Annotated in this window: 11 protein-coding genes; 9 read left to right on the top strand and 2 right to left on the bottom strand. The window is 65.2% G+C overall.

The features are described from left to right. Positions 1-26 precede the first annotated feature (26 nt). The 7 genes from coaD to ftsY all read left to right on the top strand — a co-directional run bounded on the left by coaD (position 27) and on the right by ftsY (position 8,245). Complete coding sequence (coaD, locus tag ACP4XC_RS15590; RefSeq protein ID WP_427171201.1) at positions 27-527, top strand: pantetheine-phosphate adenylyltransferase; 501 nt, start codon at positions 27-29, stop codon at positions 525-527. A 188-nt stretch (positions 528-715) separates the two neighbouring features. Continuing rightward, positions 716-1,240: a YceD family protein gene (locus ACP4XC_RS15585; protein ID WP_427171199.1), complete on the top strand. Its 525-nt coding sequence runs from the start codon at positions 716-718 to the stop codon at positions 1,238-1,240. A gap of 36 nt (positions 1,241-1,276) precedes the next feature. Beyond that, entirely contained in the window at positions 1,277-1,480 is a 204-nt protein-coding gene (gene rpmF, locus ACP4XC_RS15580) for a 50S ribosomal protein L32 (RefSeq protein ID WP_427171197.1), read from the top strand. 20 nt (positions 1,481-1,500) lie between these two features. After that, positions 1,501-2,217, top strand: coding sequence for a ribonuclease III (rnc, locus tag ACP4XC_RS15575; RefSeq protein WP_427175128.1), 717 nt, complete (start codon positions 1,501-1,503; stop codon positions 2,215-2,217). Positions 2,218-2,224: 7 nt separating this feature from the next. Further along, positions 2,225-3,220, top strand: a complete 996-nt coding sequence (mutM, locus tag ACP4XC_RS15570) for a bifunctional DNA-formamidopyrimidine glycosylase/DNA-(apurinic or apyrimidinic site) lyase (protein ID WP_427171195.1) — start codon at positions 2,225-2,227, stop codon at positions 3,218-3,220. Positions 3,221-3,353: 133 nt separating this feature from the next. Next, positions 3,354-6,950 carry a chromosome segregation protein SMC gene (gene smc / locus ACP4XC_RS15565; protein WP_427171193.1) on the top strand — a complete coding sequence of 1,199 codons (3,597 nt, stop codon included), beginning with the start codon at positions 3,354-3,356 and terminating at the stop codon, positions 6,948-6,950. A gap of 86 nt (positions 6,951-7,036) precedes the next feature. Then, positions 7,037-8,245, top strand: coding sequence for a signal recognition particle-docking protein FtsY (gene ftsY / locus ACP4XC_RS15560; protein WP_427171191.1), 1,209 nt, complete (start codon positions 7,037-7,039; stop codon positions 8,243-8,245). A 47-nt stretch (positions 8,246-8,292) separates the two neighbouring features. Here the strand turns inward: ftsY and ACP4XC_RS15555 are convergent, their stop codons facing one another. Continuing rightward, on the bottom strand, positions 8,293-9,609 hold the full coding sequence (locus ACP4XC_RS15555; RefSeq protein ID WP_427171190.1) for an MFS transporter: 1,317 nt from the start codon (positions 9,607-9,609) through the stop codon (positions 8,293-8,295). A gap of 236 nt (positions 9,610-9,845) precedes the next feature. Here ACP4XC_RS15555 and ACP4XC_RS15550 point away from each other — a divergent pair, with 236 nt between their 5' ends. Together ACP4XC_RS15550 and ACP4XC_RS15545 are read left to right on the top strand one after the other, a co-directional pair. Next, positions 9,846-11,204 carry an ammonium transporter gene (locus ACP4XC_RS15550; RefSeq protein WP_427171189.1) on the top strand — a complete coding sequence of 453 codons (1,359 nt, stop codon included), beginning with the start codon at positions 9,846-9,848 and terminating at the stop codon, positions 11,202-11,204. Beyond that, positions 11,201-11,539 (top strand): P-II family nitrogen regulator, encoded by a 339-nt coding sequence (locus tag ACP4XC_RS15545; protein ID WP_427171188.1) that lies wholly within the window; start codon positions 11,201-11,203, stop codon positions 11,537-11,539. The genes ACP4XC_RS15550 and ACP4XC_RS15545 overlap by 4 nt, the downstream gene beginning before the upstream one ends. A gap of 123 nt (positions 11,540-11,662) precedes the next feature. Here the strand turns inward: ACP4XC_RS15545 and ACP4XC_RS15540 are convergent, their stop codons facing one another. Continuing rightward, positions 11,663-13,051, bottom strand: coding sequence for a glucose-6-phosphate dehydrogenase (locus ACP4XC_RS15540; protein ID WP_427175127.1), 1,389 nt, complete (start codon positions 13,049-13,051; stop codon positions 11,663-11,665). Between the last annotated feature and the right edge of the window lie 71 nt (positions 13,052-13,122).

Genomic DNA, 13,122 nt, shown 5'->3' with positions numbered 1-13,122 from the left:
CGGGAAGCATACGGTAGGTTCGGAGCATGAGACGCGCAGTATGCCCTGGCTCCTTCGACCCCATCCACAACGGCCATCTTGAGGTCATCGCCAGAGCCGCCGGGCTCTTTGATGAAGTCATCGTGGCAGTGTCTACCAACTACGCCAAGCAGTACCGCTTCGCCCTGGAGGAGAGGATCGACATGGCCCGGGAAACGCTCGCGTCGTTGAAAGGGATCGTGGTGGAACCCGTGGGTGACGGCCTGCTGGCGGAGTACTGCAGGCAGCGCGGCGTGTCGGCCATTGTGAAGGGACTGCGGTCCTCGTCGGACTTCGACTACGAACTTCCCATGGCAACCATGAACCGGCAGTTGAGTGGCGTGGAAACTGTGTTCCTGCCGGCCGAAGCGCACTACCTCCACCTGTCCTCCACCCTGATCAAGGAAGTCTTCACCCTGGGTGGGAGTGTTTCGGACTTTGTGCCCCGATCGGTACTCAAACGCCTGCACGCTGGCGGGTCTGCTTCGGAAACGCCGCCCAGAGGGTAAGCTTGACCGGTACTCGGCGGCCTGCCCCCGGTGCGCGCCCAATTCCATGGCCGGCCTGAAGCACTTAACCAAGTTGCTGAACTGCATTGCTGCCGCCCGGTTTGAGTCCGCCCTGGAGTTCAGGCTAAGATAGTACGTCGGTCATATGTTCAACAGGAGTTCTCATTAAACGAGATGCTAGTTCGCCCTTGGCTTTCGACGTCAAGGATCTTGGACGCAGTCCAGGAACCATGCGGACGTTGAAAGAGCATGTGCCTGCACCAAGTGATCTTGGTGTAGCACTTATTGGCGTGCAGGAAGGCTCGGATGTCGGGCTGGATCTGCGGCTGGAGGCCGTACACGAAGGAATTTTGGTATCAGGAACCGCAAGCGTCAAAGTTACTGGCGAATGCGGCCGATGCCTGGATCCCCTTGCGTATGACCTCGAGGTCGATGTGCAAGAACTTTTCTTCTATGAGGACGCCCAGTTCTCTGATGGAGAAGACGAAGAAGAGCAATATCGAGTCGAGCACGATTTAATCGATCTTGAACCGGTGTTGCGGGACGCGGTTGTAACCATGCTGCCGTTCCAGCCGGTGTGCCGGGAAGACTGCCAGGGCCTTTGCTCCGAATGTGGAGTGCGCCTGGAAGACGAGCCGGGGCACCACCACGAGGTCGTAGATCCTCGCTGGGCTGCCCTAGCTGATCTGGCGAAGCCTGACCGGCAAAATTGATTTGTAAGTGTTTTTCTAGAGAGAAATGAGTTAGCCGTGGCTGTTCCCAAGCGGAAAATGTCTCGCTCGAATACCCGCGCCCGCCGCTCCCAGTGGAAGGCAACCGCCCCCCACTTGGTGAAGACCATTGAGAACGGCCAGGTTTCCTACAGCCTGCCGCACCAGGCAAAGGTCGTTACCGACTCGGCTGGCACTGCGCTGTTCCTTGAGTACAAGGGCCGCAAGGTCGCAGACGTCTAATCGGCCCCTGGCTGAACATGATGTCTTCAACTGAAGAGCTTCTGAAGCGTCTCGGTGTCTCAATTGACGCCGGGACGCTTCGTCTTGCTCTCACACACCGTTCCTATGCCTACGAAAACGGCGGCATACCCACCAACGAGCGGCTCGAGTTCCTCGGAGACTCCATCCTTGGATTCTCCGTGACCGACGCGCTGTATCGTGACAACCCGGCGCTGCCTGAGGGCGACCTGGCCAAGCGCCGCTCCGCCGTCGTCAGCACCAGGGCGCTGGCCGGAATCGGCCGCAGCCTGGGCATTGGCGACTACATTTACCTCGGACAGGGCGAAAAGCTCACCGACGGCAAGAACAAGGCGTCCATCCTGGCGGACACCATGGAGGCGCTCATCGGCGCCACCTACGTGTCCAACGACATCGAGACGGCGCGCCAGCTGGTGATGAGGCTCATTGGGCCCCTGCTTCAGGATGCCGCGGCGCTTGGTGCCGGAACTGACTGGAAGACCAGCATTCAGGAGCTTGCGGCCAGCCGGCAGCTTGGCACCATTTTCTATGCCGTGGAGGGCTCGGGGCCGGATCACGCAAGGACCTTCGAGGCCGTGCTCCGGATTGGCGGCACTGATTACGGTCAGGGCGCGGGTCGCTCCAAGAAGGAAGCCGAGCAGGAAGCGGCCGCGGATGCCTGGCGGAAGCTCTCTGGCAGCGGCGTGGACGTTTCCGTGGATTCCGAAGCCGGCGTCTAGGCCTGCTTTGCCCGAACTGCCCGAAGTTGAAGTTGTCCGCCGCGGCCTTGTGCGCTGGGTCCGCGGCCGGACAATCACCTCTGTTGAGGTCCTGGACCCACGTTCCATCCGACGCCACGCCCTTGGCGCCCAGGACTTCGCCGGCAACCTCGAAGGCGCCCGGGTCCTGGACGTGGTGCGCCGCGGCAAGTTCCTGTGGATGCCCTTGGCGGACACCGCGGTTCCCCCGGATCCGGCACTGCCGAACTCCGTACCGCCGGTATCCGTACCGGCGGGAATAACCACCGGCGTCGCGCTGATGGCCCATCTGGGGATGAGCGGGCAGCTGCTCATGCAGGACTCGGGCGTCCCCGACGAAAAGCACCTGAAGGTCCGGCTTCGCCTGAGCCCGGCCGAGGGCATGCCGGAGCAGCTCCGGTTCGTGGATCAGCGGATTTTCGGCGGCCTGTTCCTCACCTCTCTGATCCCCACGGACGACGGCGGCCCCGGCGGGCGCGCCGAAACGCCCCTCCCGCTTATCGCCGAGGAGGCCTCGCACATCGCCAGGGACCCCCTGGATCCGCACTTTTCGTTTGATGCCTTCTACCGCCGCCTGCGGGCCCGGAAGACCGGGCTCAAACGGGCGCTGCTGGATCAGGGGCTCGTTTCCGGAATCGGCAACATCTATGCTGATGAGGCATTGTGGCGAGCCCGCCTGCACTACGCCCGCCCCACGGATACGCTCCGGCGGGCGGAGGCCGCGAGGGTGCTCGAGGCTGCACGGGAGGTGATGCTCGAGGCGCTGGCCGCGGGTGGAACAAGCTTCGATTCCCTCTATGTGAATGTCAACGGAGCCTCGGGCTACTTCGACCGTTCCCTCAGTGCCTACGGCAGGGAGGGCCAGGAATGCAGTCGCTGTGCCGCGGCCGGCATCGTCAGCCTGCTCAAACGCGAGCAGTTCATGAACCGCTCCTCTTACACCTGCCCGGTGTGCCAGCCCCGGCCCCGGAACGGCCGCTGGTAACCAGCCCGTCATCAAGCATCCGGCAACAGGCAACAGGCGCCGGGCCGGGGATAAATCCGGCGGGATGTCCGTGCCGCGCAGTAGATTTAGGGCACCATCACCCGTCACAGCCATTCAGGAGAGCCGAACCACCTTGCACCTCAAAAGCCTGACTGTCCGGGGGTTCAAGTCGTTTGCGTCCGCCACGACATTCGAGTTTGAGCCCGGCGTCACCGCAGTGGTGGGCCCGAACGGGTCCGGCAAGTCCAACGTGGTGGATGCCTTGGCCTGGGTGATGGGAGAACAGGGCGCCAAGACGCTTCGAGGCGGCAAGATGGAGGACGTCATCTTTGCCGGAACCTCCGGCAGGCCGCCCTTGGGCCGGGCACACGTTTCCCTCACCATCGACAACACCGATGGCGCCCTTCCCATCGAGTACAGCGAAGTGACCATTTCGCGGACACTGTTCCGCACCGGAGGCTCCGAGTACGCCATCAACGGTGCCGGCTGCCGTCTCCTTGATATCCAGGAGCTCCTCTCGGATTCCGGACTTGGGCGGGAAATGCACGTCATTGTTGGCCAGGGCCAGCTGGACAAGGTTCTTCACGCCACTCCGGAGGACCGGCGGGGCTTCATCGAAGAGGCCGCCGGGATCCTCAAGCACCGGCGCCGCAAGGAAAAAACAGTGCGGAAGCTCGAGGCGATGCAGGCGAACCTGCAGCGGCTGAGCGATCTCACCAGTGAAATCCGGCGCCAGCTCACTCCCCTTGGCAAACAGGCGGAAGTGGCGCGGCGTGCCCAGAGCGTCCAATTTGACGTTCGCGACGCCAGGGCGAGGCTCCTCGCCGATGATCTCGTCCAGCTTCAGTCCGCACTGGCGCAGGACGTTGCTGATGAGTCCGCGTTGAAGGCCCGTAAAGCCGTTGTGGAACGGGAGCTGGACGGCGGCCGGAAACGCCAGGCAACGCTCGAACAGCTCGCCGCGGAGGCCACACCCACACTGAACGCCGCCAGGGACACCTGGTACCAGCTCTCCGCCACACGGGAACGTCTTCGTTCCCTGGGATCCCTGGCGGAGGAGCGGCGCCGGCTATTGGGCGCGGCGGACGCGGTTCCGGATCCCGGCCGTGATCCTGAACAGCTCGAGAAACAGGCGGCCCGTGTCCGCGCCGAACAGACCGGCCTGGAACACCTGATCGTGGAAAAGCGCGCAGCGCTGGAAGCCGCCACGGCAGCCAAGCTCGAGGCCGAACGCGCCGCCGGCGAAGAGGACAAGAGGCTGGCAGCCGTCCTCCGGGCGGCCGCGGACCGCCGCGAAGGACTGGCCAGGCTGGCCGGCCAGGTGGGCGCTGCGAGGTCCCGGGTCGAATCGGCGCAGGCGGAGCTTGGCCGGCTGCGCGAATCCCAGGCGGCCGGTGACGAACGACGTCGTCGTGCCCAAAGCGAGTTCACCGCGCTGGAGTCCCAGGTGGCCGGCGTCGAAGACGGCGAAGAAACCCTCGATGCCGAGTACGAGGAGGCAAACGAGGCCTTGGAGAGCATCCTCGCGGAGATTGACTCGCTCAAGGCCTCCGAGCACGAGCACGAACGCGAACGGGATGCGCTTGTGGCCCGGCGCGACGCGCTGCAGTTGGGGCTGAACCGGAAGGACGGTTCAGGACGCATTGCCGGGTCGGACTTGCCGGGGATCATGGGGCCGCTCGCGCCGATGCTCGCCGTGGAAGCTGGCTTCGAGACTGCGGTGGCCGCTGCCCTGGGCAGCAGTTCCGACGCCGTTGTGGTCCGGGACGCCGCTGCGGCTATCGAAGCCGTCCAACTCTTGAAGGATGACGACGCCGGCCGTGCCTCCCTGCTGCTGGCAGACCCTGCCGATGGGACCAACACTTCATCCTCAGTCCGCGGCCGTCTTCCAGACGGTGCCCGCTGGGCGTCGGACCTCGTCACCCCATCAGGGGACGGGGGAGCGGGCCCCCTGCTGATGCGGCTTCTGGACGGCGCGGCAGTGGTGGAAAACTTGGAGTCGGCGGCGCGGCTCATTTCCCTGAGGCCGGACCTCACAGCTGTCACCCGGGCCGGGGACGTGTTCACGGCGCTGACCGTCCGGGGCGGTTCAGCGACCGCGCCGTCGCTGCTTGAGGTCCAGGCCGCCGTCGACGACGCCAAAAACAGGCTGGCCGCCGTGAACGCGGAGCTGGAGCGAAGCCGGTTCGCCTGGGCCGGCGCTGAAGCACGCCGTGCCGAAGCGAAGGACCGCGCTGACGGCGCCCTGGAGAGACTCCACGACTCCGACGCGCGGCTCGCGGCGGTTGCCGAACGGCTCGGACACCTGAACTCGGTCCTGCGCAGCGCCGTCGGTGAGAGCGAACGGCTGACGGCCTCCCTGGCCAAAGCGGAAGCCAACATCGCCGCCGAGCAGGAGGCACTGCAGTCCGTCGCCGCGCGCCTGGAAGCTGCACAGCAGGCGCCGGCGGAAGAGGAGCCCTCCGGGGAGCTCCGCGATGAACTGGCACTGGCGGCATCCCTGGCCCGTTCGGCGGAGATGGAGGCCCGTTTGGGCCTGCGGAGCGCGGAGGAGCAGCTGAAGGCCGTCTCCAACCGAATCCTGTCCCTTGAGCGCGCCGCTGCCGCCGAACGCCGCGCGCGCGAAGAGGCCACCCAGCGGGCGCGCCGACGCCGGCTCCAGGCCAAACGGGCCGCCGCCGTATCCGCGGCAGCGGAGCAGACCATCGGCTTCATCGACGTCTCGATCGAGCTTGCCCGCCGTGAACGCGACCGGGCCGAGGAGATTCGTGAGCAGAGGGACCGCGAACTCGTTGACGTGCGCTCGGAAAACGACGCGCTGGGCCGCGAACTCGCGGAACTGACCGACTCCGTCCACCGCGACGAGCTGGCGCGAACGCAACAGCGGGCCCGGATCGAAGCCCTCGAATTACGCTCCGTGGAGGAACTGGGGCTTTCCCCCGACCAGCTGGTGGCCGACTATGGTCCGGACCAGCCTGTGCCCGTGGGTGCCGGCCAGTCTGCGGACAAATGGGCGGCCCTTCGGGCGCCCGTTGACGCGGACGGCAACCCTATCGTTCAGGGGCAGCCGTTTGTCCGGGAAGAACAGGAGAAACGGCTGCGGAAAGCCGAGCGCGAGCTCTCGGCACTGGGCCGGGTGAATCCCCTCGCGCTCGAGGAGTTTGCGGCCCTCGAGGAACGGCACCAGTTCCTCAACACCCAGCTCGAGGACCTCAAAGCCAGCCGCAAGGACTTGCTGGACATCATCAAAGAGGTCGATGAACGCGTACAAAAGGTGTTCGCCGAAGCCTTCGCGGACACCTCCGCCCAATTTGTCCGGGTCTTCGCCCGGCTCTTCCCCGGCGGGGAAGGGCGGCTGGTCCTGACTGATCCCTCGGACCTTCTGACCACCGGCATTGAAGTTGAGGCGCGGCCCGCCGGGAAGAAAATCAAACGGTTGTCGTTGCTTTCGGGCGGTGAGCGTTCCCTGACGGCGGTGGCGCTGCTGGTGGCCATCTTCAAGGCCCGGCCCTCGCCGTTCTACGTCATGGACGAGGTGGAGGCGGCACTGGACGACACCAACCTTGGCCGGCTCATCACCATCTTCGAGGAGCTGCGGGAATCGAGCCAGCTGATCGTGATCACCCATCAAAAGCGCACCATGGAAGTCGCGGACGCACTCTATGGAGTCACCATGCGGGGGGACGGCGTCTCCACGGTCATCAGCCAACGGCTCGGCGCGGACGTCTGAGCGGGGCCAAACCCGCCGCCCGCGGCGTGCGCAGCGGCCCTGTGGGGCGTCCGCGGGGCGTTTGGGGTTTGTGAGAAGCTAGGGGAGTGAACGACATCCTCCCCATCATCTTGCCCATTCTCGTTGCCCTTGTGGTCATCGGGGCCCTGATTCCGGTCCTGATGAAGACCCGCAGGAACATCACCAAATACTCCGGAACACGCGACGCGAACGATCCCGTGCGGGGGCAGGGCGGCGGAACGCTGCTGGAAGACCGTCCGGCGCCCGCGCGGGAACGCACGGCCCCCGGCGAGGCCGATCTCGAGGGACTGGAAACAGTCGAGGTGCCGGACACCGTCGCCGGACTCGAAACGGTGCCGGTTGAGACACCGCTGCCGGTAGCCGGCCGCCTCATCCGGCTGCGCGAACGGCTCGTCCGGTCGAACAACGTCCTGGGCAAGGGCCTGCTCGCGCTGCTCTCCAGCGACAACATCGATGAGAACGTCTGGGACGAAGTCGAAGAGACCCTTCTGCTGGCAGACCTTGGCACAGAGCCCACCATGCAGCTTGTGGATGCGCTCCGCGAACGGGTCAAAGTCCTGGGAACACGGTCTCCGGAACAGGTCAAGGAACTGCTGCGTGAGGAGCTCGTCAAGCTCGTCGATCCCACCATGGACCGCAGCCTGAACGTCCAGCGCCACGCGGACAAGCCCGCAGTGGTCATGGTTGTGGGTGTCAACGGCGTTGGAAAGACCACCACCGTGGGCAAGCTCGCGCGGGTGCTGGTGGCCGACGACAAGGACGTCCTCCTGGGCGCAGCGGACACCTTCCGCGCCGCCGCGGCCGAACAGTTGGCCACGTGGGGCCAGCGCGTGGGCGTACCTACCGTGAAGTCGGACATCGACGGCGCCGACCCGGCGTCGGTCGCGTACGAGGCCGTCAAGGCGGGCATCGACCAGGAGGTCGACGTCGTGATGATCGATACCGCCGGACGCCTGCAGAACAAAGTGGGCCTCATGGACGAACTCGGCAAGGTCAAGCGCGTCATCGAAAAGCTCGCCGATGTTGACGAAGTGCTCTTGGTGCTGGACGCTACGACCGGTCAGAACGGCCTGACCCAGGCCCGGGTGTTCGCCGAGGTAGTCAACATCACGGGGATCGTGCTCACCAAACTGGACGGCACGGCCAAGGGCGGCATCGTTGTTGCCATCCAGAAGTCACTGGGCGTGCCGGTGAAGCTGATCGGGCTGGGCGAAGGCGCCGATGACCTCGCTCCCTTCGACGCCGAAGGCTTTGTGGACGCACTGCTGAACTAGGGCCCCATTTGCAGCTGACCGGCCGTGATGGCTAGGCGCGCCAAGGACTAGCTCCGTGGCGGCCCGGGATCATCCGCCGCCGGATCCGTGGACGCGGGGCCGGAGGGTGCTGCCGCGGACTCTGCGCGGGCGGCCCGAGGCAAGGTTTCCCGGGCCATCAGCCAGCCGGTGGCCGCCACGATGAGCACGCCGCCGGTAAATCCGAAGGCCCAGCCGTAGCCCAGCCGGTCCGCCAGGAGTCCGGCGAACACCGGTCCAACGATTGCGCCCGTATCCGACATCATCTGGAACACCGCCAGCACCCGGCCACCGGAACGGCCGCTGCCAATGACGTCGGCGATGGCCGCCTGCTGGGCCGGCCCCAGAAGGCCCGAACCGATTCCTGCTGCGGCTGATGCGGCGAGGAACAACGGCATCGCGTGCGTCAGCCCGATGCCGGCCGTTGCCGCTCCTGTGAGGGTCAGTCCCGCGATCATCATCGGCCTGCGCCCAACGTTGTCCGCCAGCTTCCCGGAGATTGTCAGGGCCGCTGCATTGCCGCCGGCAAACACCGCCAGCGCCCATCCGGCCGCACCAGGACCGGCCCCCAGTGCCGTCACGGCGAACAGCGGCACGGTCGCCATGCGTACGCCGAACGTGGCCCATCCGTTGGCGAAGCTGGAGAACAGACCCGCGCGGTAGGCACTGTCATGCAGGGCCTCGCGGAGATTCATGGCCGGCGCCTTGCCGTCGTCCTTCCGTGAGGCCCCAGGTACATGGCTGAGCTGGGTCTGCACCACGAGCGCCGCCAGTACCAGCGACGCCGCATAGGCCAGGAACGGAACGCGGAGGCCGAACCCGGCGAGCATTCCGCCGACGATCGGGCCGCAGACGTTGCCGATGAGGAAAGCGGCGGCATAAGCGCCGGAAACCCGGCCGCGGCTTTCCGGCGGAGCCAGCCGGACCACCAGGGCCATCGATGCCACCGTGAACATCACCGAGCCGGCACCACCCAGCCCGCGGAAGATCAGCAGCTGCCAGTAGTTTTGGGCGAACGCACAGGCCGCGGTGGAGGCGGCCACGATCAGCAGGCCGGCCACGTACACCGGCCGTTCCCCCATCCTCACCACGAGTGCCCCGCCCGCAGGCGCGAAGATCAGCCGCATGAAGGCGAAAATGCTTACGATCACCGCTGCTGCCGTCGCTCCGACGTCGAACGTTGTGGCGAACTGCGGCAGCACCGGAGCAACCAGGCCGAATCCCAAGGCGATCAGGAACGCGGCGGCGAGCATCACCTTGATATCGCGCGGGAGGCGGGCTGTCACCGGCCCCGCAGGGCCGCCGCGGCGCGCTTTGGCCCGGGCTTGGCGGAAACGTTCGGTCATTGGTGCGTGCGTCCTTGCTGAACGGGGGAGAGGTGCGAAGGTGCGGTTTGGGACTGCTGAAACATAACCGTAACAAGCCAGAGACGCACCATTTACTTCCGGGAGATTGTTGTAACAACCCGGACATCTAATTCCTTTACGGGTGAAACACGGCGCCGCAAAAATCTAATAAGAACGCAAAACGGCGTTGGACGGGCGGAGAACTCCGCACAAAAAAGCAAGAGAGGACGTAGACCATGGAACTCACCGCAGGTCTCGTTTGGCTCCTGGTCGCCTCAGCACTCGTGCTGTTCATGACCCCGGGCCTCGCATTCTTCTACGGCGGCATGACTCGCGCCAAGTCGGCCCTGAACATGATGATGATGAGCTTCGTCGCCATTGGAACCGTTGGCATCATGTGGGTCCTGTGGGGCGCTTCGATGGCTACGAGCAATGAAGACAACTTCTTCCAGATCTTCGCCAACCCCTTCAGCCACTTCGGCCTGCACAACTTCACCGATCCGGCAGACCTGCTCAAGGTAGGCTACGCCGCCACCTTCGCCATCATCACCGTGGCGCTGATCTCCGGAGCAGTGGCCGACCGCGCAAAGTTCTCGGCATGGGTCATCTTCACCCCCATCTGGGCCACGCTGGTCTACGCCCCGATGGCCTTCATGGTCTGGGGCGGGGGACTCTTCTCCAAGGACGGCTGGTTCGGCCAGACGTTTGCTCCGGTGATCGACTTCGCCGGCGGCACCGTGGTCCACATCAACGCCGGCGTTGCCGGTCTGATCCTGGTTCTGATCATCGGTAACCGCAAGGGCTTCGGCAAGGATCCGAACCACCGCCCGCACAACATCCCGTTCGTTATGCTTGGTGCCGCGATCCTCTGGTTCGGCTGGTTTGGCTTCAACGCCGGCGCCGCTGCCACGGTTGAGCAGGCCGGCCTGATCTGGATCAACACCCTCGCCGCCCCCGCGGCTGCAATGCTGGGCTGGCTGGCCGTGGAGCGCTTCCGCGACGGCCACCCCACCTCGCTGGGCGCCGCTTCCGGTGTTGTCGCCGGACTGGTGGCCATCACCCCTGCCTGCGCCAACGTTTCTCCGCTCGGTGCCATCGCCCTGGGTGTCGTTGCAGGTGTGGCCTCGGCCCTCGCCGTCGGACTGAAGTTCAAGCTCGGCTACGATGACTCGCTCGATGTGGTGGGCGTCCACCTCGTCTCCGGCGTCGTCGGCACCGTGGCCATCGGTTTCCTGGCAACCCCCACCCAGGGCCAGGCTGGCCTCTTCTACGGCGGAGGGACCACCCAGCTCGTTGCCCAGGTCCTGGCGGCGGCCGCGTCCATCATCTTCACCGCCATCATGACCTCCATCATCGCCTTCCCGATCCACAAGCTCATGGGCTTCCGGGTCTCCCAGGAACAGGAAGTCGTGGGTGTTGACCTCAGTCTCCACGCCGAGACCGCCTACGAATTCGGAGTCGGCGGACACGGCGGCAGCTTCCAGCCGCTTCACGAGCTGATTACCGGAAAGCTCCAGACGGAGGCGCCGGCAGCGGCTACCGTAGATAGCAAGAAGACCGACGCAGCAACAGGTAAGGAAAGTGTGGGGGCATGAAACTGATCACAGCGATCGTCCGGCCTGAAAAGCTCGACGCCATCCGGGAAGGGCTCGAATCCTACGGAGTTCAGGGCCTAACGGTCAGCGCGGCAAGCGGCTACGGCAGGCAGCGGGGCTACACCGAGGTGTACCGCGGGGCTGAATACAACGTGGACCTTCTTCCCAAGATCCGGGTGGAGGTCCTGGCCACGGACGAACAGGCGGACGATATCCTCGATGTCATCATCGCCAGCTCCAACACCGGCCGCGCCGGAGACGGCAAGGTCTGGACGGTGGACGTCTTCGAAGCCGTCAGGGTGCGCACCGGCGAACGCGGTTCGGCGGCCATCTAAAGCCGCGTCAGGCGCAGCATTAGAAGCCCAGGAATAAGCAGTACAGCAAGAGCGGGCCGGAACACCGTCAGGTGTTCCGGCCCGCTCTTCTGTGTGGAACCCAGACTCGCTTCTGGATGGAACCTAGGCGGGCCAGCCCTCAGGCCCCGCGGTACCGGCGGCGTACTCCTCCAGCGGAACGCTGTCCCGGTTCCAGGCTTTGATCACCGGGTCCAGGATCCGCCAGCAGTCTTCCGCGGTGTCGGCACGCACGGACAACAGAGGGTCCCCCATCAGCACGCCCTCCAGGACTTCACCGTAGGGAAGGAGGTCGGAGGCACTCAGTTCCGCCGTCAGGGTGGCCCTGTCCAGGCTAAGGACGTTGCCCGGGCCGTTCACATCGACGTCGAACTGCAGGGTGTCCGGACCAAAGCCGATCCTCAACTGGTTGGGGGAATCAACCCCGGTGAAGCCCTTGGGAAGGTGGGGGACCGGCCTGAATGTCACCACGGCCTCCTTGCGGGTGCCTCCCAGGGCCTTGCCGGACCTGAGGATGAATGGAACGCCCTGCCAGCGCCAATTGTCGATATCAACCTGCACCTCGGCAAGGGTCTCCGTGTTCCGTGACTCGTCCACACCCTTTTCCTTGGCATAGTCCGGGACCTTCCGGCCGTCGAGGGTTCCGGCCGTGTAGCGGGCCCGGCGGGAGTTCTTCGCGTAGGGCGCCTTGATGCTGCTGGCCCGTAGAGCCACCGCAACGGCATCGCGCAGGTCCCGCTCGTCCAGGGTGGCGGGCGCCTCCATGGCGAGGAGGGCCATGATCTGCAGCAAATGGCTCTGAATCATGTCCCGGAGGGCCCCGGCGCCGTCGTAATAGCGGGCGCGTCCTTCCAGAGCCAGGTCCTCGTCGAAGATGATCTCCACCTTCTCGATGTGGTTACGATTCCAAACCGGTTCCAGGAAGGTGTTGGCGAACCGGAGGCCCAGGATATTCAGCACCGTGGCCTTGCCCAGGAAATGGTCCACGCGGTGGATGTGGTCCTCCGGAACCAGTGCACCGAGCGTTTGGTTGAGGTGGCGTGCGGACTCCTCGCTCGAACCAAAGGGCTTCTCCATCACCAGCCGGGTCCCGGCGGGAAGCTCGGCAGCGGTCAGGACGGCACAGGCTTCCTGGCTGATATGAGGCGGCAGTGCGAAATACACCGCAACCGGCGCCTCCAGCTGCCCCAGCAGTGCGGCCAGCTGCCCATCCGCGGTCACATCCAGCTCCCGGTAGCTGGTGGTTTCGCTGATCCGCTTCAATTCCCTCTTGCCCGCGGCATCAGCCTGGGAGTTGGCGTCCGCGAATGCCGATTCCACCCGCTCAAGCCATTGGTCCGGCGTCCAGGGGTCCGAGCCCGCGCCGACGAGTTGGAGGCCGGTCGCCCGGTCTCTGGCCACAAGCCGGGCCAGCCCGGGCAGCAGGAGCCGGCCGGTGAGGTCGCCCGAAGCGCCGAGTATGAGCAGGGTTTTTACAGTCGTTTGGCTGGTCACCATGCCAGCATGTCATCTTGGAGGCCCATCTTGGTACCCTAGATAGTCGAGTCCCGTTGTCGAAGGCAGTT

The sequence above is a fragment of the Arthrobacter sp. 92 genome (genome assembly GCF_050260325.1).
Classification (GTDB): domain Bacteria; phylum Actinomycetota; class Actinomycetes; order Actinomycetales; family Micrococcaceae; genus Arthrobacter.
This window is presented reverse-complemented; position numbering and strand designations above follow the sequence as displayed.